18 protein-coding genes are annotated in these 24,036 nt (G+C 73.1%); 5 read left to right on the top strand and 13 right to left on the bottom strand.

Going from position 1 to position 24,036, the window contains the following annotated elements; translation table 11 throughout:
• Positions 1–116 precede the first annotated feature (116 nt).
• Entirely contained in the window at positions 117–638 is a 522-nt protein-coding gene (locus tag ACFQO7_RS29445; protein WP_376809420.1) for a metallophosphoesterase family protein, read from the bottom strand.
• Between the two features lie 10 nt (positions 639–648).
• Entirely contained in the window at positions 649–816 is a 168-nt protein-coding gene (locus ACFQO7_RS29450; protein WP_376809421.1) for a hypothetical protein, read from the bottom strand.
• 142 nt (positions 817–958) lie between these two features.
• Here ACFQO7_RS29450 and ACFQO7_RS29455 point away from each other — a divergent pair, with 142 nt between their 5' ends.
• Entirely contained in the window at positions 959–2,242 is a 1,284-nt protein-coding gene (locus ACFQO7_RS29455; RefSeq protein WP_376809422.1) for a lactonase family protein, read from the top strand.
• 9 nt (positions 2,243–2,251) lie between these two features.
• Here the strand turns inward: ACFQO7_RS29455 and ACFQO7_RS29460 are convergent, their stop codons facing one another.
• Both ACFQO7_RS29460 and ACFQO7_RS29465 read right to left on the bottom strand, forming a co-directional pair.
• Positions 2,252–2,959, bottom strand: coding sequence for a DUF4386 domain-containing protein (locus tag ACFQO7_RS29460; protein ID WP_376809423.1), 708 nt, complete (start codon positions 2,957–2,959; stop codon positions 2,252–2,254).
• 89 nt (positions 2,960–3,048) lie between these two features.
• Complete coding sequence (locus ACFQO7_RS29465) at positions 3,049–3,939, bottom strand: LysR family transcriptional regulator (RefSeq protein ID WP_376809424.1); 891 nt, start codon at positions 3,937–3,939, stop codon at positions 3,049–3,051.
• 70 nt (positions 3,940–4,009) lie between these two features.
• On the opposite strand from ACFQO7_RS29465, the gene ACFQO7_RS29470 reads away from it, so the two are divergent.
• The gene (locus tag ACFQO7_RS29470; RefSeq protein ID WP_376809425.1) at positions 4,010–4,882 is read left to right on the top strand and encodes a 4-hydroxy-tetrahydrodipicolinate synthase family protein; all 873 of its coding nucleotides are present in this window, start codon (positions 4,010–4,012) and stop codon (positions 4,880–4,882) included.
• Position 4,883: 1 nt separating this feature from the next.
• On the opposite strand, the gene ACFQO7_RS29475 is transcribed toward ACFQO7_RS29470, so the two are convergent.
• Positions 4,884–5,906: a hypothetical protein gene (locus ACFQO7_RS29475; RefSeq protein ID WP_376809426.1), complete on the bottom strand. Its 1,023-nt coding sequence runs from the start codon at positions 5,904–5,906 to the stop codon at positions 4,884–4,886.
• Between the two features lie 11 nt (positions 5,907–5,917).
• Positions 5,918–6,355 (bottom strand): DUF4265 domain-containing protein, encoded by a 438-nt coding sequence (locus ACFQO7_RS29480; RefSeq protein WP_376809427.1) that lies wholly within the window; start codon positions 6,353–6,355, stop codon positions 5,918–5,920.
• Between the two features lie 156 nt (positions 6,356–6,511).
• Between ACFQO7_RS29480 and ACFQO7_RS29485 the strand changes: the two genes are divergently transcribed.
• Entirely contained in the window at positions 6,512–8,413 is a 1,902-nt protein-coding gene (locus tag ACFQO7_RS29485) for a M4 family metallopeptidase (protein WP_376809428.1), read from the top strand.
• 86 nt (positions 8,414–8,499) lie between these two features.
• Complete coding sequence (locus ACFQO7_RS29490; RefSeq protein WP_376809429.1) at positions 8,500–8,934, top strand: Calx-beta domain-containing protein; 435 nt, start codon at positions 8,500–8,502, stop codon at positions 8,932–8,934.
• 13 nt (positions 8,935–8,947) lie between these two features.
• Here ACFQO7_RS29490 and ACFQO7_RS29495 read toward each other — a convergent pair whose 3' ends face one another.
• From ACFQO7_RS29495 to ACFQO7_RS29520, 6 genes are all read right to left on the bottom strand, one after another.
• Positions 8,948–12,085 carry an AfsR/SARP family transcriptional regulator gene (locus ACFQO7_RS29495; protein WP_376809430.1) on the bottom strand — a complete coding sequence of 1,046 codons (3,138 nt, stop codon included), beginning with the start codon at positions 12,083–12,085 and terminating at the stop codon, positions 8,948–8,950.
• A gap of 206 nt (positions 12,086–12,291) precedes the next feature.
• Positions 12,292–12,564: a hypothetical protein gene (locus ACFQO7_RS29500; RefSeq protein ID WP_376809431.1), complete on the bottom strand. Its 273-nt coding sequence runs from the start codon at positions 12,562–12,564 to the stop codon at positions 12,292–12,294.
• A 135-nt stretch (positions 12,565–12,699) separates the two neighbouring features.
• On the bottom strand, positions 12,700–13,110 hold the full coding sequence (locus ACFQO7_RS29505) for a permease-like cell division protein FtsX (RefSeq protein ID WP_376809471.1): 411 nt from the start codon (positions 13,108–13,110) through the stop codon (positions 12,700–12,702).
• A gap of 111 nt (positions 13,111–13,221) precedes the next feature.
• Positions 13,222–15,540: a HelD family protein gene (locus tag ACFQO7_RS29510; protein WP_376809432.1), complete on the bottom strand. Its 2,319-nt coding sequence runs from the start codon at positions 15,538–15,540 to the stop codon at positions 13,222–13,224.
• A gap of 115 nt (positions 15,541–15,655) precedes the next feature.
• On the bottom strand, positions 15,656–16,396 hold the full coding sequence (locus tag ACFQO7_RS29515; RefSeq protein WP_376809433.1) for a VOC family protein: 741 nt from the start codon (positions 16,394–16,396) through the stop codon (positions 15,656–15,658).
• A gap of 137 nt (positions 16,397–16,533) precedes the next feature.
• Complete coding sequence (locus tag ACFQO7_RS29520; protein ID WP_376809434.1) at positions 16,534–21,138, bottom strand: ThuA domain-containing protein; 4,605 nt, start codon at positions 21,136–21,138, stop codon at positions 16,534–16,536.
• Positions 21,139–21,388: 250 nt separating this feature from the next.
• Between ACFQO7_RS29520 and ACFQO7_RS29525 the strand changes: the two genes are divergently transcribed.
• Positions 21,389–22,267 carry an amidohydrolase family protein gene (locus ACFQO7_RS29525; RefSeq protein ID WP_376809435.1) on the top strand — a complete coding sequence of 293 codons (879 nt, stop codon included), beginning with the start codon at positions 21,389–21,391 and terminating at the stop codon, positions 22,265–22,267.
• Positions 22,268–22,571: 304 nt separating this feature from the next.
• Here ACFQO7_RS29525 and ACFQO7_RS29530 read toward each other — a convergent pair whose 3' ends face one another.
• Positions 22,572–23,891 (bottom strand): glycosyltransferase family 4 protein, encoded by a 1,320-nt coding sequence (locus tag ACFQO7_RS29530; RefSeq protein WP_376809436.1) that lies wholly within the window; start codon positions 23,889–23,891, stop codon positions 22,572–22,574.
• Positions 23,892–24,036 lie beyond the last annotated feature (145 nt).

Raw genomic sequence — 24,036 nt, forward strand, 5'->3', positions numbered from 1 at the left:
CCGTTGCGTATTCGGGTGCAGAGCAAGCAAATGGGTGCAGAGCAAAGTCGCTCGGCAGGGCATATCGTGGACCCAGCCGGCGCAGATATCCGCTGGATACGCCGTGTGCCGGTGGCTCAGGGCCGCGCGGGTCGGCTGCCTGCGGCACTGAGCCGGTGCAGTTCGACGTCCACGAGCCGGCCCGCGGCGATCGAGGCGGTGAGGAAGGTCGCGTGCGGCTGGCGGCGGCGGTCGGTCGGCGAGCCCGGGTTGATCAGCCGCAGGCCGGTGGGGGCGGTGCTGTCCCACGGGATGTGGGAATGGCCGAAGAACAGCACGTCGCAGTCGGGGAACAGGGCGGCGCAGCGCCGCTCGCGACCGGTCGCGGGGCCGGTCTCGTGCACGACGGCGATGCGCAGGCCGTCCAGCTCGGCGCGGGCCGTCTCCGGCAGCCGGGCTCGCAGGTCGGGACCGTCGTTGTTGCCGTACACCGCGATCAGCCGCGCGGCCCGCTGTTCCAGCGTGTCGAGCAAGGACAGGTCGGCCCAGTCGCCCGCGTGCACCACGACGTCCGCGCCGTCCACCGCGTCCCACAGCGGCTTGGGCAGGTCCTGCGCCCGCTTCGGCACGTGCGTGTCCGCCATGACCACCAACCGCATGACGTCCACCCTAAGCCGAACGCCGCAGCGCCTCACGTGCCACGGCGACGACGTCGGCGGGCAGCCCGGGGCCCGCGCATGCGTGCTCGATCAGCACCTGCCGGCACGGCGACTCCGGCATCCGCTTCGCCTGTTCGACCAGCTCGGCCAGGTCGGCGGCCGACCCGGGCTGCGACATCGGCTGAGGTCAGCGGTGACGGATGGAGACCTGTGGGACTGGGGCGTCCTGAGGGGGTTGGGATCGAGGATCGCCCGGCCGGGGCGCCGCGCGCGGGCATAGCCTGGTCGGTGAGCGCGCCATGCGGGGAAAGGAGCCGCAGATGAGCACGTCCACCGGAGTCCAGCCGCTGCAGGGGCCGCCCGTGTCCGGCCTGTTCCAGGGACGGCGCATCGTGGTGGTCAGCGACGCCGACGCGATCCCGTCCGCGCCGCTGCACGCCCGGCTCGGTCCGCGCGAGGCGGGGCAGGAGGACACGCTCACCGTCATCGCGCTGCCCCTGGCCTTCGACGGCACCCCGCCGAGGATGGGCACGATCGCCGCCTCGAACTCGGTGACCCCGCCGCCGAGCGTGCTCGCCGTCGACACGGAGGGCGCGCACGCGTACGTCATAGAAACGCTCGGCCAGCGCGGCCCGGACGCGCACCTGATCACCGACCTCGACGCCGGCAGCACCGTACGGGCGTACGCCATCACGGACGCGACCAGGCCGGAACTGCTGTTCGCCTACCCGGCCGGGCACATGCCGCAGGCGGTGTCGCTGCATCCCCATGGCGGCCTGCTCGTGATCGCGGGCGGCGACGTGTTCTCGATCCTCGGGCCCGACCCGCACCCGTCCCTGCGCCTCATCCCGGTCGGGCCGAACGGCTTCGGCGACGCGTTCGCGCTGGTGCCGCGCGGCGAGGACGGCGAGCCGATGGTGCCGTCCTACGTGGAGTGGCATCCCGGCGGCGAGCTGCTCGCGGCATGTTTCCCCTGGCGGGACGAGGTGCGGCTGTATGCCGTGCACCGTACGCCGGAGTTATGGATCGAGCCGCTGGGGCTGCCGATCAGGACCGGGCGGTTCCCGTTCGAGGGCCGGTTCACCCCCGACGGGCGGCATTTCCTCACCACGGACCTCCAGCGGGGAAGCGACGCCGGTGACGACGCGGCCGAGGGGCGGGTGTCGGTGCTGCGCGTCGACCCGGCCACGGGGGCGGGGCAGAAGATCGGCGAGGCCGTGGTGGGCCGCAATCCCGGCGGCCTGGCCGTCAGCCGCGACGGCCGCCGCGTGGTCACCTCGAACCTGCGGCTGAGCCACCTGGCCTGGGGCGATCCCCGGCTGGACCGGCAGTGCTCGCTGAGCCTGCTGACCTTCGATCCGGCAAGCGGCCGCCTGGAGACCGTGGGCGAGGAACTGTTCGACGGGCTGCGGCCCGAGGGCGTCGCGTTCGACGCCGACGGCAAGTTCGTCGTGGTGACCGTGTTCGATCATCTTGATCTGGTGCACCGCCGCGGCGAGCTGCGCTTCTTCGAGGTCGTCGAGGAAGGCGGGCGGCCGCGGCTGTGCCCGACGTACTACTCGATCGAGGTCATGCGCGGCCCGCACACCGTCGTCGTCGTGTGAGGCGACGCGTCAGCCCGCCACCGGCTCCGGGATGCGTGCCGTGGTCGGCGCTCCGGTCAGCGCGTGCTTGCGAACGCCGAGGATGAGCAGGTAGCCGACCATCCAGAACTCGCCGAGGGACGCGGGGTAGGCCAGCGCCTCGGCGACGACCTGCGCGTCGGGCATCAGGTACCGGAGGAACGCGCTGACCATGTATCCGACGCCGCCGGCGACGAGGAGCCGGCCCAGGGCGCGGGGCATCCAGCCTGATCGCAGCACGCACCAGCCCATGGGGATGAGCCACAGGCCGAAGAACAGCGCGCAGGCGCCCCAGAGGCCGTCGCTGACCAGGTACAGCACCTGGACGTTGGCGGCGGCGTCGCCGACCGGGTCGACCGCGACCTGGACCGCGGTGGCCAGCAGTGCCGCGCTCACTATGCCCACGACCGCGTTGACCAGGCCGAACGCGGCGATCCCGCGCGAGGCGGAGGAGTCCACCGTGCGGAACAGCCGGTGGAACCAGACGGCGGCGAGGGTCTGCGTGACGACCATGCCCAGTTCCAGGGCGACGCCGGCGCGGGCGAGCGACTCGTGTGCGACCAGGTTGGCCAGCGTCGCGTCAGGATCGCCGGCGGCGAAGAGCTGCTGGCGCACGACGAGGAAGCCGAGCACGCCGGTGATGGCGTTGCCGAGGTAGAACAGCCCGGTCAGGCGGGCGGTACGTGTCAGCGTGTGCATCGTGACCCTCCTATGTAAAGAAAACTTGACACGCCGAAGGTAAGGCAGGGCTCGACATGGTGTCAAGAATCTTTGACACTCGGCGGGTCCTAATCGAGGAACTCCGTGGTGGCGGTGCGGATGGCGGTGACACAGGCGGCCACGGCCGGGTGGTCGCCGGAGCCGCGCCGGTACGCGATCCTGGTCCGACGCCGCGACGCCAGCGGGACCAGGCGCACCCCGGGCGGCGGCTGCACCGCGCCGAGCTGCGGCACCAGCGCCACGCCCAGCCCGGCCGCGACCAGCGCGAGCACGGCCGTGAAGTCGTCGGCGTGATGCCGGGCCCGCGGCGGATACCCCGCGGCCTGGCAGATGCGCACCGCCACGGTGTGGCACAGCGTGCCTGGCGTGCCCACGATCCAATCGGCGTCGCGCGCCGCGTGCACCGGGTCGGCGGCGACCGGGAAGTCCGCGGGCACGGCGAGGTACACGGTCTCGTCGAGCAGCGGCAGGGAGTCGACGGTCGGGTCCGGCACGACGGGCGCGAGGTCGTAGTCGTGCAGCAGGGCCACGTCGAGGCGGCGTTCGCGCAGCGCGTCGGGCATCGCGACCGGATCCAGCTCGGTGACCATCAGGTCCAAGGCCGGATGGTCGCGGGCGAGGGCGACCAGCGCCGCGGGCAGCACGGTGCGCACCGCGGTCGGGAACGCGCCGATGCGCACCGTGCCGTGCAGCCCGGTGCGGGCCGCGGCCAGCGTCGCCGCGGCGGCCTCCAGCGCAGCGAGCACGGTCTCGGTGTGCCGCACCAGCGCGGCCCCGGCCGGGGTGAGGGTGACGCCGCGCCCGGTGCGTTCGGTTAGTGGCACACCGGCTTCGCGTTGCAGCACGGCGAGCTGCTGTGACACGGCCGAGGGGGAGTAGGTGTGGGCTTCGGCGACCGCCGCGATGGTGCCGAGCCGGGCGAGGTCGCGCAGCAGGCGCAGCCTGCGGACGTCAAGCATCAGTTCAGCTTACGGGTCACGTCAGGAATCGGAACTGGTCCTTCCGGAAGGGTTTCGGCAGCATGAGGGCATGACGACACTGCATGGCCTGTACCTTCCGCTGATCACGCCCTTCGCCGCCGACGGCACGGTCGCCCTCGACGCGCTGGAGCGGCTGGCCCACCAGGTGCTCGACGAGGGCGCGACCGGCCTCGTCGCGCTCGGCACCACCGGCGAGCCCGGTTCGCTCACCGAGGCCGAGAAGCAGGCGGTCGTCGAGACCGTCGCCCGGGTCTGCCGGGAGCGCTCGGCCCCGCTGATCGTCGGCGCGGCCACCGCCGAGGCCCTCGCCGGACTGGCCGCGACACCGGAGGCGGTCGCGGCGCTGACCGTGGTGCCGCCGTTCGTGCGCCCCGGCGAGGACGGCGTGGTCGCGCACTTCACCCGGCTCGCCGCGGCGAGCCGGGTGCCGCTGGTCGTCTACGACATCCCGTATCGCACCGGGCAGTACCTGACCGCGGGCGCGCTGCCGCGGCTGGCGGCGATCCCGAACGTGGCCGGGGTCAAGTACGCCGGTGGCGGCATCAACGAGGACACCGTCGCGCTGATGGCGGACCCGCCAGCAGGGTTCGCGGTGCTCGGGGGCGACGACACGTTCGTCTCACCGCTGCTGGCGCTCGGCGCGCACGGCGGCATCCTGTCCTCGGCGCACCTGGCGACCGCGCAGTTCGCCGAGCTGATCCGGCTGTGGCAGTCCGGTGACGCGATCCGCGCCCGCGCCCTGGGCCACCGGCTCGCACCGCTGTCGAAGGCGCTGTTCGCCGAGCCCAACCCCACGGTGGTCAAGGCCGCGCTGCACGCGCAGGGCCGCATCCCGACCGCGGGCGTACGGCTGCCGCTGCTCGACGCCCACTCCGACAGCACCGCCGCGGCCCTCAAACAGCTCGCCGAGGTCGGCGGCTGACCTACTGCTGGTCGAGCCGGAACGGGGCGCCGGGGCAGGTCGGGCACATGAAGACCCGCAGCGCGCCCCACCGGCCGACGGTCACCCCGGTCGGCTCGTTGGCGTCGTGGTCGAACGAGCCGGGGTCGGTGCCGGCCTCCTCGACCGGCCTCCAGCGTGGGGACACGATGCCCTCGCTGGAGTCGATGACCAGCAGCAGGCGGGTCGGCCCGGCGCAGACCCGGCACGGCGTCGGCTGCAGATCGGTGAGCTGCCACTTGGCATGCCCGCCGACTTTCCAGCCGGGGGCCATGAAGGTTTCGACGTAGCCGTCCGGCCAGTTCTTGGCCTGCTCCCGCAGCGGTTCGGGCAGCTCCTGCGGGTACGGGTACTCGACGATCTGCTCGGGGTGCAGCCGGCACGGCTGGGGCACGTACCACTCCTCGCCGACGGCGGAGTCCGGCGCGGTGGCGAGCGGGCCGGTCACGTCGGCCTCGCGCCGCCAGACCAGCCGCAGCGTCGGCCCCCACACGCTGTCGTCTTCCTGCTCGTGCCCGAACGGGCACCACAGCACCTGCAACAGGTCTGCCCCGTCCGGTGTGGGCAGGTCGGGCACGTCGGCGGCCCGCAGCTGGGCGACGGCGAGCATCGGGTTGTCGTGCGGCCGGGCCACGAAACGGTGACCTACGGCCTGGCCGCCGTTCACGCGGCCCCAACTGGTGAAACCCGGCCCGACCAGCGCCGCGAGCTCCTCGTGCAGCACGACCTCGTCCTCGGTGAGGATGTTGGGCTGCGTGCGCCCGAGCTTCGCCGCGGCGAGCCGGTCCATCAGGTCCTGCGGCAGCGGCACCTCCTCGTTGACCATGTACGGGTGCTCGCAGAGCGGCCAGGGCTCGCCCGCGGGCCAGCGCAGTGGGCCGCCGACGTGGCTGTCCGCCGCGGTCACCGTGCCGCGGCGCGGGTGCAGGCGGGTCGCCGTACGGCCGAACGCCGCCAGTCCGGGCAGCGCGGCCAGGGCGTCGGCGGGCAGGGCAGGGGTGTGCATGGAACTCCTCGTCAGGACGTGCCGAACTGCCATTCCATGCCGGGAATGTTCTCGCCCGCCTCTGACATGATCGCCTCGACGGTGTCGCGGCCCGCCGCGGTCGGCACCGTGGCGACCGCGAACTGCCGCTGCGGCGGGGCCTCGACGTAACCGCCGACGGACTCGAAGGCCTTGGCCAGCCACGCCATCGCGTGGTCGTCGAGCGGCGGGTCGGCGTACACCTGCACGCTGTCGTTCGGGCCGCGCCGCACCACATGGAAGCCGCCGGACGCCAGCGTCAGCACGTCCCCGGCGGCCGCGCCGGTCACCAGGCCGGGGCTGCCGACCAGCTCCACCAGCCCGCCCGGCAGCGCCTTGGCGGGCAGCACCTCGGTGATGAGTTGCCCGTCGGGCTCGGTGACGGTGAGCCGGACGTGGCCGTACTGGTCGGAGTCGCTTGCCTCGGTCATGGCCGAGATCATGCCAGCCGCCCCGCCGCCGGGTAACCCCCGATCGCTGCAGCTTCCTGCACCGCGGCCGAGCTGCGGCACAACCCTGCCACAACCGCGTGACAGTCGCGCCCGCGTACCCCTGTGGCCACTGGCTACAGGGAAGGGAAGGTCGTCATGAGACGGATCTCGGTGGCGCTCGCGGCGGTGCTGCTGTGCGGCAGCGCGGTCGCACTGGCCGCGCCCGCGCAGGCCGCCTCGCCGGAAGAGACGGCGATAGCACGCGCACAGGAGCTGATCAGGCTCAACCCGGATGCGGTACGGGCCGCCGACGGTGACCGCTACGAGGTGTGGCGGGCCACGGTCACCCGGACCGGTTTCGCCCACGTCCGGTTCACCCGGCTGTTTCAGGGCCTGCCCGTGGTGGGCGGCGACTTCGTGGTGCACCTGGCGCCCGGCGGCGCCCTCGACGGGTTCTCCGTGTCGCAGGAGCGGCCGGTCGCCGTGGGCACCGAGCCCCGGGTCACCGCGGGACAGGCGGCGAGCACGGCCCGCGACGCGCTGCGGGCGACCGAGGTCGGCACGCCGCAGCTGGTCGTCGACGCGGTCGGCGGCACGGGCCGGCTGGCGTGGCGGGTGCCGGTGACGGCGGCGACGGGTGAGGCCGACGCGCTCGTCGACGCGGTCGAGCCGCGGCTGCTGCGGGCGAACCCGCTGGAGCACACGGCCAACGGCACCGGGCACAGCGTCTACGGCGGCCAGGTGCCGCTGAGCACCACGCAGACGATCTTCGACTACAAGATGATCGACCCGCTGCGCGGCAACTCGAAGACCTGCGACATGCAGCACACGACGGCGGGACCGTGCGTGACGTTCGCCGACGTGAACAACGTGTGGGGCGACGGCAATCCGGCGACCAACCAGAGCGCGGCCGTGGACGTGCACTACGGCTCGGCCAACACCTGGGACTTCTACCTGAACGTGCTGGGCCGGCACGGCATCTTCGACGACGGCGTGGGCACCGTCTCGCAGGTGCACCGCGGCACCGACTGGGCCAACGCGAGCTGGAGCTCGACGCAGAAGGTGATGCGCTACGGCGACGGCAGCAACGGCCTGCGGCCGCTGGTGTCGCTGGACGTCGTCGGGCACGAGATGTCGCACGGCGTGACCCAGGCGTCGGTGCCGGGCAACCTGACGTACTCGGGGGAGTCCGGCGGGCTCAACGAGGGCACCAGCGACATCATGGGCGCGATGGCCGAGTTCTACGCCGACAACGCCGTGGACACGCCGGACTACCTGATCGGCGAGGAGTTCGACATCTGGGGCACCGGTGACCCGCTGCGCTACATGTACCAGCCGTCGCTGGACGGGATCTCGAAGGACTGCTGGTACAACGGCATCGGCAACCTCGACCCGCACTACTCCTCCGGGGTGACCAACCACTTCTTCTTCCTGGCCGCCGAGGGCAGCGGGGCCACGCCGTACGGCACCAGCCCGACCTGCAACGGCTCGGCGGTCGTCGGCATCGGCCGGGACCGGGCCACCCAGATCTGGTACCACGCGCTGAGCAACTACTTCACCAGCAACGAGACGTTCGCGCAGGCGCGGGCCGACACGCTGGCCGCCACGGCGGAGCTGTACGGCAAGTGCGGCAGCACCTACCGGACCGTGGCGATGGCCTGGGCCGCGGTCGGCGTCGGCACGTACAGCTACCCGTGGAAGCAGTGCATCCCGAAGTGGAACCTGGTCTGGGAGGAGTGGCCGCAGCCGCCGTTCCTGGACCCGGGCCCGATCAAGTGGCTCACCAAGGTGCAGGAGAAGGGCACCCTGGAGACCGTCGAGGTCGCCGTCAACCTCACCCACCCGCACCGCGGTGACCTGCGCCTGGAGCTGGTCTCCCCGGCCGGCCGGACCTACCTGCTCAAGGCCGCGAACGCCGACGACCGGGCCGCCGACCTGACCGAGGTCTACCAGGTGCGCCTGGGCGGGGTCGCCGAGGTCGGCGAGTGGGCGCTGGTCGTCGAGGACGTCGTCAAGGGTGAGCAGAGCCACCTGCGCGGCTGGAGCCTGCTCTACTGATCCGCCGAGGTGCCTGGCCGCCGGTCGCAGGGCCGGTGGCCAGGCACACAACCTTTCCACAACCCGGCCTGCCTAACGTGCGGGCCATGACACGTTTCCTGCGCTGGATCAGCGTTTCGGCCCTGGCTCTCCTCGCGACGATCGTGCTGCTGCCGCAGCCCGCCTCCGCCGCCGTCGGCGTCGTGCCGTGCGGCCAGAACTGCCTGGCGCAGGCCCTGGACGCGGTCTGCTGGGAGAAGGAGTGGTGCGCCGTGAAGGTCGAGGTGAAGGGCACCCCGGCGGCGGGCACCGTGGTGAACTACCGCACCGCCAACGGGACCGCGGCCGCCCCGGGCGACTTCATCGCGGTGCCCTCGGCGGAGCTGCCACTGATGGCAGAGGGCGTCACCCAGCTGGGGGTGTTCGTGGCCGGCGACGCCGTACGCGAACGCGACGAGATGTTCACCGTCGAGTTCGTCGACCGCGACGGGCGGGTCCTGGCGACCGCCAGCATCGTGGTCCGCGACCACTCCGCGCGCTGAGCGGCGCGGCCGCTCAGCCGAGGGTGTCGGCCAGCGCGTCGGCTTCGGCGGGCGCGTTGGCCTTGCGGAACAGGTCCACGGCGAGCTGCCACTGCGTGCGGGCCTCAGCGGGATCGCCGTTGCGGCGGGCGAGCTCGCCGAGGTCGCGGGCGATGCAGGCGGCCTCGAAGTGGTCGGGCGCGCGGGCCCGCAGCGCCTGCGCGAGGCGCAGGTAGCCGGCCGCCGCGACCAGGTCGTCGCGTTCCAGCTGGGTGCGGCCGAGGTTGGCCAGCGCGCTCGCCTCCAGGTGCCGGTCGGCGATCTCCCGGCTGAGCTCCAGCGCCCGGCCGAACTCGTCCAGCGCCGCGCCGTGGTCGCCGCGGCGCAGCTGCGTCACGCCGATCGTGTTGCGGGTGTCGGCCTCGTGGCGGCGGTCGCCGCGGTGCCGGCGTACCGCCAGGGCCTGGCGCAGGTGGTCGAGCGCGGTGCCGAAGTCGCCCAGGGCCGCGTGGGCCTGGCCGAGGCCGCTCAGCGCCGCCGCCTCCAGCCGGGCGTTGCCCAGCTCCCGGGCGGCGGGCAGGGCACGGGCCAGGTACTCCAGGCTCAGTTCGGCACGTCCCATCCGGACGTACGCGTCGCCGATGTTGTTGAGCCCCAGCGCCATCCCCAGCGCGTTGCCGCTCGCCGTATGCAGGGCCAGGGCCTGCTGGTACGCCTCCACGGCCGCGTCGTGGCGGCGCAGCCCGGCGTGGGCCACCGCGATGTTGTTGTGCACGTGCCCCTCGCCGCGTACGTCCCCGGTCCGGCGGGTCAGCGCCAGCGCCGACTGCAGCACGTCCAGCGCCTCGTCGAAGCGCCGCGTCATGATCAGGGCGACGCCCAGCCCGCTGCGCATCAGCCCCTCCGCGCCGGGGTCGCCGCAGCCGCTCGCGGCGGCGACGCCCCAGCGGCACAGCTCGACCCGTTCCGCCCAGTGGCCGCGCGAGTCGAAGAAGCCGGTCAGCAGGTAGGTCAGCTGCCAGGCGGCGGTCTGCGGCCCGTGCTCGGCGGCGTGCCGCACGACCGCCTGCATGCCGGCGCGTTCGCCGTCGAGGAAGGCCAGCGCCGCGACCGGGTCGTCGGTGAACGGCAGCTGCGCGGGCGGGTACGCCGGTGCGGCCCGGACCCGGTCCCGGCCAGGGTCGACGAGCCGGTTCGCCGCGTCGGCGACGGCCAGGTGCCAGTCCACGATCCGGGCGGCGGCCTCGTCGCGTGCCGCCGCGGTCTCGTCGGCCACCGCGCACTCGCGGGCGTACAGGCGCAGCAGGTCGTGGCAGCGGTAGCGGTCTGGGGCCACCTCGGCGACCAGGTGCGCGGACACCAGCTCGGCGAGCACCCGCCGGGCCGCGGGCAGGGTCAGGTCCGCCGCCGCGGCAGCCAGGTGCCCGGTGTACGTGGCCCCGGGGTGCAGGCCGAGCAGCCGGAACAGCCGGGCCGCCGGGGCGGGCAGCGCCCGGTACGCCGACCCGAACACGGTGCGCACGGTGCGGCTGTCGCCGGGCACCGACAGCTCGTCGAGCCGGTCGTCGCAGACCAGCTCCGCGGCCAGTTCGGCCAGTTCCCGGCCGGGCCGGGCGGCGAGTTTCGCGGCGGCGATCCGCAGCGCCAGCGGCATGCCGCCGCACAGCTCGGCCAGCTCGGCCGCGGCGGCGGGCTCGCGGTCCACCCTGGCCCGGCCGAGCACCTGGGTGAGCAGCGCCACGGCAGCGTGCCGGTCGAGCGCATCCAGCGCCACCGCGTGCACCGCGTGGTGCACGGCGAGCGCGGTCGGCCGGCTGCGGCTGGTGACCAGCAGCAAGCTCGCGGCGGTCGGCGGCACCAGCGGCAGGACCTGGTCCGGCCCGGCCGCGTTGTCGAGCACCACCAGCATGCGGCGCTCGCTCAGCAGCGTGCGGAACAGCGCGGACCGGGCGGCGGTGTCGGCAGGGATACGCCCCGCGGGCACCCCGAGGCTGGCCAGGACCTGTGCGAGCGCCTGCGCGGGCGGCAGCGCGGCGGCCGGGTCGTGCCCGCCGAGGTCGACGTACAACTGGCCGTCGGGGAAGCGGTGCACGACGGTGTGCGCCCAGCGGACGGCGAGCGCGGTCTTGCCCATGCCGCCCGGACCCGCCACGAACGCGATCCGCGGCTGCGGCCCGTCCTGCTCCAGGAGCCGGTCCAGCGCGGACAGCTCGTCGTCGCGGCCGGTGAAGTGCCCCGGCGGCGCGGGCAGCTCGGCGGGCACGGGCTCGGGGCTCGGCGGCGCCGGTGCGATCGCCGCGTGTCCACTCGGCACGGACGACGGCGGTGCGGCCTCCGTCGGCGGGGACGGCAGATCCGACTCGGCGACCAGGTCCAGCGCTGTGTCCTCGCGCAGGATCGCGGTGTGCAGCCGTTGCAGGTCGGGGCCCGGGTCGGTGCCGAGTTCGTCGGCGAGGCGGGCGCGCAGCCGCCGGTACGCGTCGAGGGCCTCGGCCGGTCTGCGGCACCGGTACAGGGCCAGCATGGACAGCCCGACCAGGCGTTCGCGGTACGGGTGCATCACCAGCAGCCGCTCCAGCTCGCCGAGCGCGCCGCGGTGGCGGCCCAGCCGCAGCTCGGCCTCCCACAGGTCCTCCTCGGCGCACAGCCGCACCTCGTTGAGCCGGGCCGCCTCGGCGGCCGCCCAGCCGGTGGGCTCCCCGTCGGCGAGCGCGTCGCCGCGCCACAGCGCGAGCCCTTCGCGCAGCTCCCGCGCGGCGGACTCCGGGGCGTCGGCACCTAGGTGGCGGCGCGCGGCGGCCACCCGGGACTCGAACAGGTGGGCGTCGACCTCGGTGGCGGGGATGTCGAGCACATACCCGGCGTGGCGGGTGTGCAGGGCCGCGGGCAGGCCGCATGCGTCCAGGGCTTGGCGCACCCGGGCGATGTGGCTGTGCAGCGTCTTGACCGCCGTGCGGGGCGGGTCCCAGCCCCAGAGCGCGTCGATGAGGCGGGACTGGTGCACGACGGTCCCGGCGTGCACGGCCAGCACAGCGAGCAGGACCCGCTGGCGCGCGCCGGACAGCGCGGCCGGTCCGTCGAGGCCGGCCGCCTCGATGGGCCCGAGAATGCGCACCCCGGTGGCCCGCGCGAGCGTGGGCGCGACCGCCGGGCGGGCGCCGGTGGCGTTCATCAGCCGACTCCCTTCCGCCGTGACGCCGCCACCCCGGGCACGGCGCGTGCGTCACGTCGCCATCAGGTTGGCAAAGCATCGCCGGATCGGCTCCGGTCTGTCGCCATGACGTCGGTTGTGGAAAGGATGGCCGGATCTGTCGGTGGTGTGTGTCTGTGCCCGCCGCGTGCCCGCCGGCGGGCTCGGCCGGCCCGTGGCGGCGCGGGTCAGGCGGTCCAGCCGAGCCAGGCCTCGCCCGCGCTGATCCCCGCGAACCACACGGCCAGCGCGACGACCGGGGCCAGCGGCACCAGCAGCGGCCGGGTCCGCCACCACCGGATCGCGAGCACCAGCAGCGCGGCCCAGACAGCCACCAGGACGATCACCGCCCACAGCGGCGCGACCAGGCCACTGGCGAGGTAGAAGGGCAGCAGCACGAGGTGCGCGAGGACGCCGAGCACCCGCACGACCTTGGCGAGCAGGGACGGTGAGTCCGCCATGGTGACCTCCACGTATGCCGCGGACCTGCGCCGCGGGTACCGGAAGCGTGGCAGAACCGCGGGCGGCGGCGCATCGGCCACCCGGCGGGGGATGCGGGAGCGCGACGCCTCCGCCATCCGGCGGATGTTCGCGGCTCAGTCCGGCGGCGGCTGGTCCTCGTCCGGCACGACGTGGTCGAGGCCCTCCAGCGGCTGCGCGGCCGCCACGAAACCGTCGACGTCGGCGTCGGCCTTGAGCGTCACCGTGAACGACTCGGGCAGGTCCGCGGCGCTGAGCGAGCCGACCAGCTCGCCGGAGTCGCGGTAGGCCTCCCGGAACCTGGCCAGCGCCTGCTCGCGGCTCTCGAACGCGACCGAGGCGACCTCCGGCCTGCTCTGCAGCCAGGACGCCACCCCGTCGCGCTGCGGCCCGGTCGCGTCCATGGCCAGCTCCAGCCGGACGGTGACGGTCTGCGGCGCGGGGCGCGGCACCGGGGTCTGGCCCGCGGGCGCGCCGCAGCCCGCCACGGCGAATGCGGCGGCGATCAGCAGGGCGACGAGGCGCATTCCCACCGGCGCAGTCTACGGCCGCGGGACCGTCCACATCGACCTTTCTCACTCATTAGTGCACCTCGACGGAGTCCGGCAGCCGCGGCGGGCGGCCGCACACCGTCGGTGTCAGAAGGACAGGTCGCCGTGGTGCAGCACGGTCAGGCGCTGGGTGGGGCGGGTCAGCGCGACGTACAGGTCGCTGTGCCCGCGTGGGGACTCGGCCACGATCGCGCCGGGGTCGGCGATGACGACCGCGTCGAACTCCAGCCCCTTGGCCTGGCGTACGGTCAGCACCACCACCTGGTCGGTCAGCTCGGTCTGCGCACCGACCCGCGCTTGCGGGGCCGCCGCGGTGACCACCTCGCCCAGCTCGTCGATCCGCCCCGTGGGCACCAGCACGCCGAGCGTGCCGTCGCCGAGCGCGGCGACCTCGCGGCGCACCTCGTCGGCCAGCCGCGCCGCCAGCTCCTGCGGGCCGACCTCGGCCAGCTGCGGGGCCCGCCCGGTGTGGCGCACCGAGCGCGGCGGCTCCAGCCCCGGGTCGATCGACTTGAGCACCTGCCCGGCCAGGTCCATGATCTCGGCGGGGGTGCGGTAGTTGACGGTGAGCTGGGTCAGCCGCCACCGGTCCGCGACGTACGGGTGCAGCACCTGGTCCCAGGAGGAGGTGCCCGCCGGGTCGCCGGTCTGCGCGACGTCCCCGACGACCGTCATCGACCGGCTCGGGCAGCGGCGCATCAGCAGCCGCCACGCCATCGGCGACAGCTCCTGCGCCTCGTCGACGATGACGTGCCCGAACGCCCAGCGGCGGTCGGCGGCGGCCCGTTCGGCGGCGGTCAGCCGCTGCTCGTCGGCCTGCCGCTCGCCGAGTTCCAGCGCGCCGAGCACGTCGGCGGCGGTCAGGATCTCCGGGTCGATCTCGTCCTCGAGGTCGATGGAGCGGGAGCCGTGCAGGATCTCCAGCGCGCCCTCGGCGTACGCCAGCCGCTGCCGGCGACGCCGTTCGGCCAGCTCCTCGCTGTCGCGGTCGTCCTCGCCGAGCAGCTCGGCGGCCTCGTCGAGCAGCGGCGCGTCGGCCGGGGTCCAGCCCGCGCCGCGGCTGCGCCGCAGCAGGGCCTGCTCGGCCTCGGTGAGCATGGGCGCGGCGGTGGCGATGCGGGCCTCGCTCGCGTACAGGTCGGACAGCAGCCGCTGCGGGGTCAGCACCGGCCACAGCCAGTCCAGCACGGTCTGCACGTTCGGGTCGGCCTGCAGTTCCCGGCGCAGCTCGGCCAGGTCGGCCTGGTCCAGCAGCTGCGGGTCGCCGGGGGCGTCGTCGCCGCCGAGCGGGTCGTCGGCGTACGGGTCGGTGCCGATCCGGTCCGCGACCTGCTGCGACAGCGCGTGGATGATCTCGACGTCGAACAGCGGCCGGGCCAGGTTGTGCGGCTTTCCGCTGCGCCGGGCCACCTCGCGGGCGGCCTCGCAGGCGGCCCGGTCGAGCACGAGCGGCTCGGACTCGAACACCACCTCGACGGTCTCGTCGGGCAGCCGCTGCCGGTCGCGCACCGCCTCGGCCAGCACCTCCGCCATCACGGCGCGGCCCTTGACCTCGGCGGTCTCGTCGGGCTCCACGGCTGCGGCGTCGACCCCGGGGAACAGCCCGCCCACGGTGCGCAGCACCACGCCGGTCTCGGCCAGTGACGGCAGCACCTGCGAGATGTACTTGAGGAACGTCGCATTGGGCCCGACGACCAGCACCGCCCGGGTCGACAGCTCCTGGCGGTAGGTGTACAGCAGGTAGGCGGCGCGGTGCAGCGCCACGGCGGTCTTGCCGGTGCCCGGCCCGCCCTGGACGACCATGATGCCGTTCAGGCCGGCCCGGATGATGTGGTCCTGCTCGGCCTGGATGGTCTCGACGATGTCGCGCATGCGGCCGGTGCGGCCCGCGTCCATCGCCGCGAACAGCGCCGCCTCGCTGGTCAGCCCCTCGTGATGGGGCGCGGTCGCGGCGGCGTCGGCCAGGTCGAGCACCTCGTCGTCGAGCGCGGTCACGGTGCGCTCGGCGGTGCGGATGTGCCGGCGTCTGCGCACACCCTGCGGCGAGGCGGCCGTGGCCAGGTAGAACGGTCGCGACGCGGGGGCGCGCCAGTCGACCAGCAGCGGCTCGTACTCGGCGGACTCGTCGAAGATGCCGATGCGCCCGATATAGCGCGCCCCGTCCTCGGCCAGGTCGAGTCGGCCGAAGCACAGGCCGCTCTCGACCGCGCCGAGCGAGGCCCGCTGGTCGGTGTAGAGGGCGACGGTCGACTCGCGCTGCGAGCGCTCCTGCTGGGTGCCGCCCGTGGCCAGCAGCGCCTGCGACAGCCGGCGCTCGGCCTGTTCCCGCAGGCCGTCGAGCCGGCGGTAGAGCTCGGTGACGTACTCCTGCTCGCGGTGAATCTCGTCGGCGACGTCGCTTGACAAACCCGGCTCCTCCGTGTCTATACTGAAGCCCGAACGGACGCTTCAGCGTGCCGTTCTTTTTTGTGCTCGAATCGCCAAAGATACCGCACCGGCCCGCCGCCGCGCAGCCGGGTGATCACGTTGCGGGCAAACCGCCGGTCTTCGGGTCACGCGCCGTCAGGCAGTAGACGCCCCCGGCCGGGTCGCGCATGACGACCCAGCGCGCGCCGTCGGCCACGTGGACCGCCCCGCACTTCTCGTGCCAAGCCCGCACTCCATCGATGTCGGAGCAGGCCAGGTCCAGGTGGGCCGACGTCGGCCGCTCCTGCTGGAGCCGCTGCAGCAGGATGCGCACCGGCAGCTCGGCGGACGGTGTCACGACGTGGAACTCCGGCCGCGAGCCGAACGAGGAGTCCCAGCCGGTCAGCTCGCCCCAGAAGGCGACCTCCGCGTCGTACGCCTGCGGGCCGACGTCGATGCACACCTGGTCGAGGCGGCTGAGCGCCCCGTCGGGCGTCGTGTGCGCCATCGGGCGGCGGAACTCGTCGTGCCACGGGACCGCGCAGAACACCATCCCGCCCGGCGAGCGCAGCACCTGGTAGCCCAGGTCGGCCACGTGCGTCGCGCCCAGCTCCACCGCGCGGGCGGCCAGCGCCGCCGGGTCGTCGACGCTCAGGTCGAGGTGCGCGCCGCCACCCTCCTGCACGGCCTGGATCTTGACGCAGGCGTCGGCGCCGATCGGCAGCAGCGTCGCGAACTCGGCGTGCTCCCCGCGCCGGGCGGTCAGGTGCGTGCCGGTGACCCGCGACCAGAACGACGCCGCCTCGGTGAACTGTTCGGCGGGCCGATCGATGAAGGCGTACGTCCAGCGGATCACTTCGTCTCCTAGCCGCGTCGATCTGCCGAGCGTATCGAGCGTATCGGGGAGACCCGCCCGCACAAGGGCGGTCCCCGGCGCGCCGTGCCGTGGCGCGCCGGGGACCGGTTTCCTCGCTGGTGGCCGTCAGGCCACCGTCACGCCGGAATACCGATGACCTGGAAATCCGACAGTTGCGCGGCCGGCCAGCCGGTGTTGGCGGTGAAGGTCAGCCGGACGTGGCGGGCGGTGGTGTTCGCGGGCAGGGTGATCGTCACCGTGTTGCCCGACGGGGTGAACTGGTGCGTCGCCGAGCCCACGATCGTGGTGAACGTCGAGCCGTCGGTGCTGCCCAGCACCGACAGCGTCTGGGTGCGGGCACCCCACGCCGACGGCAGTTTCAGCACGATCGAGCTCAGCGAGGCGGAGCCGCCGAGGTCAACCGTGATCGACTGAGGGAAGGCGTTGTTCGGGCTCTCCCAGTACGAGTTGGCGTCGCCGTCGACCGCGTTGCCCGGCACGTAGTTCTGCACGTGCCCGGCGGTCACCGGCTTGCTCAGCGCCAGGTTGGAGCTGGTCACCGTGGTGCCGGTGCCGGTCAGGCCGACGGTCAGTGACCCGTTGGTGGCGTTGCTGGTCACGGTCAGCGTGCCGGTCTTCGCCCCGGCCGAGGTCGGGCTGAAGGTGACGGTGACCGTGCAGCTCGCCCCGGCGTTCAGGGTGCCGGTGCAGCCGCTCGCGGCGAACTGGCTCGACGCGCTCACCGCCGAGATGCTCGCCGCGGCGGTGCCCGTGTTCGTGATCGTCACCGTGGAGCCGCCGCTGGTCGTGCCCACGTTCTGGTTGCCGAAGACGACCGAGGTGGGGTTGGCAGCCAGGGTCGCCGAGGGCTGGCTGCCCCCGCCGAAGATCTGCAGCTCGGCGACCTGGCCCGCGGGCCAGCCCGTGTTCGCGGTGATGGTCACCCGCAGGTAGCGCACCGACGCGGCGGTGAACGACGCGGTCGCCGTGTTGCCGGTGGCCGGGTCGAACAGGTAACCCGCCGACGCCTTGAGCGTGCTGAAGTTCGTCCCGTCGGTGCTGCCGGAGATCGCCAGCGTCTGGGTGCGGGCGCCCCACGCCGACGGCGGCGGCAGCTTGAGCGTCACCGAGCTGACCTGCTTGGCACTGCCCAGGTCGGCCTGCAGCCACTGCGGGAAGGCGTTGTTGTTGGACTCCCAGTAGCTGCCGGTGTTGTCGTCGTTGGCGGCCGAGGCGGGGAAGCCGCCGTTGCTGCTGCTGGCCGACATCGCCGCGCCGATGGCGAGGTTGGTGGTGCCGCTGACACCCGTGCCGGTCAGCGACACGGCCAGCGGCTGCGCGGTGGTCGAGTTGGCCACCGACAGCGTGCCGTTCTGCGCCCCGGCCGCCGTCGGCGCGAAACGCACGCTCACCGTGCAGGACGCCCCGGCGGCCAGCGAGCTGCCGCAGGTGTTCGTCTGCGTGTACTGGCCGGAGACGCTGATCGAGCTGATGCTCGCCGCCGCCGTGCCCGGGTTGCTCACCGTGACGGTCTGCGCCGCCGTGGTCGTGCCGACGTTCGCTGAGCCGAACACCAGGCTGCCCGGCGTGACCTGCAGCTGCGACCCGTCGGCGACACCCTGGCCGATGAAGTCGACCCAGTTCACGTTGAAGATCGAACCCTGCCCGGTGTCGCCGGATGGGTTCTTCGCGACCAGGTACAGCGGCCCGGTGGTCGTGCTCGCGGACAGGGTGGCGGTGACGTCGGTGTAGGTCTGCCAGCCGCCGGTGCCGCCGAAGGTGGCGGTGCCGAGCAGGGTGCCGTTCGGCGCGCCGGTGCGCACCTCGATACGGCCGCCGGAGCCGGGCGAGGCCACCCGGAAGCGCGCCGAGGTGATGTTGCGCAGGTTCACCGGGGTGTACGACCAGTAGTCGCCGTCCTCGATGAAGCCGATGTTCTGGAAGCCGCCCGCGGTGTCACTGGTCGCCTCCCGCTGCACGCCCGGGTCGCCGCCGCCGATCGCGCCCGGCGCGCGGCCGGTGCTGTTGAAGAACTCGGCCTGCTTGTGCTTGGGCTGCAGCTTGACGGTGGCCCGGCCGGTCTGCGGGGCCGCGCCACCCCCGCCCAGGTCGGTGTAGCTGGCCTCGATCACGGCGAAGATGTCCGCGTCGTCGCCGTGGCCGGTGCCCATCGAGGTCTGGATCACTCCGGTGCACCCGGTGTATCCCTGCAGCGGGTGCGCGTGCGCGTCGTGACCCAGGTAGTACTGCACGTTGACCCGCGAGCAGTCGATCGTGCCGTCCTCGGGGTCGGTCACGGTGACGGTGAAGCGCACCTGGTCGCCCCAGACGAAGAAGCCGCCGTCGGCCGGGGCGGTCAGCGTCACCGTCGGCGCGGTGTTGCCCACGGTGATCGGCACGTTGGCCACCGCGGTGCGCCCGCCCGGGTCGCGCACGGTGAGCTGGGCGTTGTAGTTGCCCGCCGCCGTGTACGTGTGCGACGGGTTGGCCGCGGTCGAGGTGCCGCCGTCGCCGAACGTCCACGCGTACGTGATCGGCTGCCCGGCCGGGTCACGCGAGCCCGCGCTGGAGAACTGCACGGTCAGCGGCACCCCGCCCGAGGTCGGGTTGCCCGCGGCGACCGCGATCGGGTTCTGGTCCCCGGCGATGTAGTCGATCCGGTAGATCCCCGAGTCGGCGTTGTTGCCGCCGAAACCCGTGCCCCACTCGATCAGGTACATCGCGCCGTCCGGCCCGAACTCCAGGTCCATCGGCCGCAGGAAGCTCATCGAGCCGAACAGCTGGTTGATGTCGACCAGCGACCTGCCGTTCGCGGTGACCTGCATCGTGTAGAGCTTGTTCTGGTTCCACTCGCCGAAGATCGCCTTGCCGTCGAAGTACTGCGGCCACTTGCGGTCCGACGTCGACGCCGCGTTGTACCGGTAGACGGGCCCGCCCATCGGGGCTCCACCGCCGCCGATCTCCGGGAACAGCGGGTTGCCGCCGTAGTCGTAGTCGACCGTGGCGGGCTGCGCGGGCGGCAGGTTGGTCAGGCCGGTGTTGTTCGGCGAGTTGTTCACGGGAGCCGAGCAGTTGTACTTCGCGCCCGACGGCCCCGACGGGAACGTGTAGTCGTTGTAGGCGTAGTTCGCGCCGATGCAGTACGGCCAGCCGTAGTTGCCGGCCTGCCCGACGATGTTCCACTCCACGGTGCCCTCGGGGCCGCGGTTGGCGTCGGTCGCGCCCGCGTCGGGGCCGTAGTCGGCGACGTACAGCGTGTTGGTCGCCGGGTCGGTGCCGATCCGGAACGGGTTGCGGAAGCCCATCGCGTAGATCTCGGGCCGGGTCAGCGCGGTGCCGGGCGCGAACAGGTTGCCGCTCGGGATCGTGTACGTCCCGTCGGCCTGCGGCTTGATCCGCAGGACCTTGCCGCGCAGGTCGTTGGTGTTGCCCGAGCTCTTCTGCGAGTCGAAGTCCGACCGGCCGGCCCGCTCGTCCAGCGGCGCGAAGCCGTTGGACTCGAACGGGTTGGTGTTGTCGCCGGTGGCCAGGTAGAGGTTGCCGGCCGCGTCGAACGTCATCGAGCCGCCCGCGTGGCAGCACGTGTTGCGCTGCGTCGCGACCTGGACCAGCACCTTCTCGGTGGCCGTGCTGATCGTGTCCCCGGAGACCGTGAACCGCGACAGCTGGTTGCGGGCCGAGCCGGTGGTGGGGGAGTAGTACAGGTAGATGAAGCCGTTGCTCGCGAAGCCGGGGTCCAGCCGCATGCCGAGCAGGCCGTCCTCGTTGCCGGTGAACACCGGCAGGGTCAGCGCGGTCACCGTCGTGCCGGTGCTCGGCTTGACGATCTGCACCCGGCCGTCGCGCTCGATGTAGAAGACCCGGCCGTCGGGCGCGACGTCGAGTTCCATCGGGTTGCTGGTGTTGCTGTCCAGGCTCACCTTCTGGAAGCTCGCCGTGCTGGTCGCGGTGCAGTCGCCGGCGACCTGGCCCGCGGCTGTGCGGATGCCGCCGAGCAGGTGGTTGAGGAAGTTCGGGTCGCTGTACGAGGCCGCGGTGTGCCCGAGCGCGGTGTACCAGGACCGGCCGCCGTCGTACGGCTTGCACCAGGAGACCGGGTGGTCTGCGCCCATCGCCGAGCCGCCCGGGGCGTAGCTGCGCTCGTCGAGGCTCGCCAGCACGTGCGCGTTCGTCCGGGGATTCGTCTGGAACGAGTACCACTCGTCGAAGCGCGACCACAGCGGCGGCAGGCCCGCCGTCGACGGGTGCGCCGGGTCCTCGACCTTGACGGTGGCCGTCTGCTCGGCCGGGTGGCTGGAGAAGTACGCGCCGACCAGGTTGCCGTACCAGGCCCAGCCGTATTCGGTGTCGGCCGCGGCGTGCACGCCCGCGAAGCCGCCACCGGCCCGGATGTAGCGCTCGAACGCGGCCTGCTGCGTGCCGTCGAGCACGTCGCCGGTCGTGGACAGGAACACCACTGCGGCGTACTTGGCCAGGTTGGTGTCGGTGAACGCGGTGGCGTCCTCGGTCGCGTCGACGGTGAAGCCGTTCGCGGTGCCGAGGTTGCGGATGGCGGTGACGCCGGTCGCGATCGAGTCGTGGCGGAACCCGGCGGTCTTGGAGAAGACCAGCACCGAGAACGGGGCGGCGTCGGCGCGCTGCGGCGGCGCGAGCAGGCTCACGGTCGCGGCGAGCACGGCGACGGCGAGCAGGCGCAGCAGCCTGGCCAGGGGCGGATGCAGGGACGGTGACGCGAGGGGCATGGAGAGTCTCCTCGTCGGGGACGGACGGCGGAAACCCCTGGCGCGGGTGAGCGGCCCCGGAGGGGAGCGGTGCGGCGGAACCGTTGCGGCGCTTGGATTGCCCCGATGTTTCGAAGCAGTCACAAATTTGCACCCATGAAGCTGATGCTGTCAACGCGTACCGCAGAAATTGCACGTGCCATGTCGAGATCCTGGAGTCGCCGCGCGTGTCAGCCCTCGGTCACCGGCCTGCGCCGGATACCTTCGGCCGGTGCGGCAGATCCTGGACTGCAACGTCCACCTCTGGGACCAGCGCGACGACCCGGTGTTCTGGCTCTCCGACCGCACCCTGGTCCGCGACATGCTCGGCGACTACAGCTCGCTGCCCGACGTCTACACGCTGGCCGACTACCGCCGGGAGACCTCCGATCACCCGGTGCGCGGCGTCGTCTGGTCCGACGCGGGCGCGGCCGACCCGCTGCACGCCGCCGCCTGGGCCCAGCGCCAGGCCGAGGGCCAGGACTTCGAGCTGTGGCTGGTCACGCTCGCCGACCCGGCGTCGGCCGGCTGGCCCGCGTTCCTGCGCAGCTTCGCCGAACTGGACAACGCCGCCGGAGTGCGGATCCGGCTGGTCGCCGCACTCGGCGGCACGCGGCCGACCGACGACGAGCAGGTGACCCGGCACCTCGCCCTGCTGGCCGGGCACGGGCTCACCCTCACCGTCGAGGCCGGCGGCGACCAGCTCGACCAGGTGCTGCGGATCGCCCGCGCGCTGCCGCAGGTCAGCATCGTGCTCGACCATTTCGGCTGGCCCGGAGACCTGAGCGCGGTCGGCTTGCGCGAGCACGCCGCCCGCCTCAAGGCGGTGGCCTCCGTGCCGAACACGGCCACCCGCATCGACGCCCTGGGCACCGTCTTCGGCGACTGGACCGCCGACCGGGTGCGCCCCTGGCTGCGGGCGGCGCTGGACGCGTTCGGGCCGCAGCGCTGCATGCTCGGCTCCGACCTGCCGATCGAGCGGCTGCGCGGCGGCTTCACCAAGCTCTACGAGTGCTACACCGACGTGTTCGCCGACTGCGCCCCGCACGAACTCGACGACCTGTGGCACGGCTCGGCCGCCCGCTGGTACACCGGCGCGGACCTGGCCTAGCCCGTTCTGCTTCGTCGGACCGTGCCCGGCACGCTCACCGTGCCGAGGCCACCGGTCTACGCCGGAACCTGGTGTTTTCGGCGGACGCACGTAGGCGTCACCCGGTTTGCGCCCGCGCCGCCCCGGGCCGGTGGACAACGCGGTAAGAGCAGACCTCCCGTCCAGCGGCTACATCTATTTTGATGTGGGCACATCAAAATAGATGTAGCCGCAGACCGCGATACCTGTTGCCGCGGGAGATGACGGAGAGTGCGCGGACCGTGGCTGCCTGCTTAGTGGGTCAGAACGCCAGGCACCGGCCGGCTCAGCGCGGGGCGACCGGCAGCAGACTCGTGTAGACGCCGTCGAGGACCTCGGCCTGGGCGGCCCACGTCCAGTTGTCGAGCAGGCCCGGCTTGTCGTACGCGGCGCGGTAGCGCTCCGGGTCGGCGAGCACCTGCTGCGCCGCGCGCACGAAGTCGGCCACGTCGTCTGCGCGGAACACCTCGCCCTGCCCGGTGCCGCGGATCGTCGCGGCCATGGTGCGCACGTCACTGGCGATGATCGGCACGCGGGCGTGCGAGTACTCGAAGAACTTGGTGATGAGTGAGATCTCGTGGTTGACGAAGTGCCGGATCGGGATCACCCCGGCGGTCGCCCCGGCCAGGAAGTTGGCGACCTGGGCCGCGGGAACGTAGTCCAGGACGTGCAGGCGGTCGGTGACACCCAGCTCGGCGGCGCGGGCGATCAGTCCGGCCGCGTACTCGCCGGACGGCAGGTTGATCACCATGGCCATGTGCACGCCGGGCAGCTTCGGCAGGGCCTCGACCATGACGCCCAGGCCCCGGGCGGGCGCCGCCGCGCCGCTGTACACCAGCAGCGGCACGTCCGGGCCGAGGCCGCAGCGCTCCCGCAGGCTCACCTCGGGCTGCTCGCCGCCCGCGGACATGTCGGGCGCGTTCAGCACGACCACGGGCAGCTCGGCCAGTCGGTGGTCGCGCCGCAGCATCTGCGCCAGCTCGTCGGAGACCGTGATCACCTTGTCGGCGTGCGGCGCGTACTCCCGTTCGTAGGCCAGGTGCGCGGGCTGCCAGCGGTAGTTGTCCCGCCAGGGACGCACGCCCGGCAGGTATTCGTGCGCGTCCCACACCAGCTTGACGTCCCGGCCGCGGTCACGGGCCCGAGCCACGGCCCGCGCCCCGACGCCGATCATGCGGAAGTCGTGCGCGTGGATGATGTCGGGCTGCAGCTCGTCGATGACCGGCCCGAACCTGTTGTCGAAGCCGATGAGGCCGGGCTCCAGCTTGCGCCACGCGTGGTCGCCCAGACGCTGCATCCAGTACCGCGTGATCACCCAGTCGGCGGGGCGGCGCACCCGGCGCACCGAGGGGGGCAGTTCCCGCCAGCGCCGCCGCAGCCCACCCGCCCCACCGCGGGCGCGTGCGCCGGGCAGCAGGCGCACCCGCGCGCCGCCGATCATCCACTCCCGGGCCTCGTGGTCGGGGGACAGTCCGAGCAGGGTCGTGTCCCACCCGGCCTCGGCCGCGGAGCGGGCGGTCTTCTGGACCCGTGAGTCGCCGTTGACCGCGTTGTCGACCAGCATGACGACACGTCCCCGGCCGCCCTCGCGACGTTCGACTCCCATGGTCCGCCCTTCTCCAGTCGCCCGCGTCGGGCACGCCGCAGGTCGGCCTGCCGGGGCAGGGCCTCGCTCCTGATCTACGCGCGCCGCCGGCCTATTGTTACCGTAGTCGCCAGCAAGCCGCACCCGGGTGTCTCCCCGCTGACCC

Source organism: Catellatospora aurea, assembly GCF_042663325.1.
GTDB classification, from domain to species: domain Bacteria; phylum Actinomycetota; class Actinomycetes; order Mycobacteriales; family Micromonosporaceae; genus Catellatospora; species Catellatospora aurea.

Coding starts and splice junctions, on each gene's coding strand:
- ACFQO7_RS29500 (WP_376809431.1), bottom strand. CDS start 12,564: ATGGCGGACTCACCGTCCCTGCTCGCCAAGGTCGTGCGGGTGCTCGGC.
- ACFQO7_RS29495 (WP_376809430.1), bottom strand. CDS start 12,085: ATGAACGCCACCGGCGCCCGCCCGGCGGTCGCGCCCACGCTCGCGCGG.
- ACFQO7_RS29455 (WP_376809422.1), top strand. CDS start 959: ATGAGCACGTCCACCGGAGTCCAGCCGCTGCAGGGGCCGCCCGTGTCC.
- ACFQO7_RS29490 (WP_376809429.1), top strand. CDS start 8,500: ATGACACGTTTCCTGCGCTGGATCAGCGTTTCGGCCCTGGCTCTCCTC.
- ACFQO7_RS29485 (WP_376809428.1), top strand. CDS start 6,512: ATGAGACGGATCTCGGTGGCGCTCGCGGCGGTGCTGCTGTGCGGCAGC.
- ACFQO7_RS29505 (WP_376809471.1), bottom strand. CDS start 13,110: ATGCGCCTCGTCGCCCTGCTGATCGCCGCCGCATTCGCCGTGGCGGGC.
- ACFQO7_RS29530 (WP_376809436.1), bottom strand. CDS start 23,891: ATGGGAGTCGAACGTCGCGAGGGCGGCCGGGGACGTGTCGTCATGCTG.
- ACFQO7_RS29445 (WP_376809420.1), bottom strand. CDS start 638: ATGCGGTTGGTGGTCATGGCGGACACGCACGTGCCGAAGCGGGCGCAG.
- ACFQO7_RS29480 (WP_376809427.1), bottom strand. CDS start 6,355: ATGACCGAGGCAAGCGACTCCGACCAGTACGGCCACGTCCGGCTCACC.
- ACFQO7_RS29460 (WP_376809423.1), bottom strand. CDS start 2,959: ATGCACACGCTGACACGTACCGCCCGCCTGACCGGGCTGTTCTACCTC.
- ACFQO7_RS29520 (WP_376809434.1), bottom strand. CDS start 21,138: ATGCCCCTCGCGTCACCGTCCCTGCATCCGCCCCTGGCCAGGCTGCTG.
- ACFQO7_RS29465 (WP_376809424.1), bottom strand. CDS start 3,939: ATGCTTGACGTCCGCAGGCTGCGCCTGCTGCGCGACCTCGCCCGGCTC.
- ACFQO7_RS29470 (WP_376809425.1), top strand. CDS start 4,010: ATGACGACACTGCATGGCCTGTACCTTCCGCTGATCACGCCCTTCGCC.
- ACFQO7_RS29450 (WP_376809421.1), bottom strand. CDS start 816: ATGTCGCAGCCCGGGTCGGCCGCCGACCTGGCCGAGCTGGTCGAACAG.
- ACFQO7_RS29475 (WP_376809426.1), bottom strand. CDS start 5,906: ATGCACACCCCTGCCCTGCCCGCCGACGCCCTGGCCGCGCTGCCCGGA.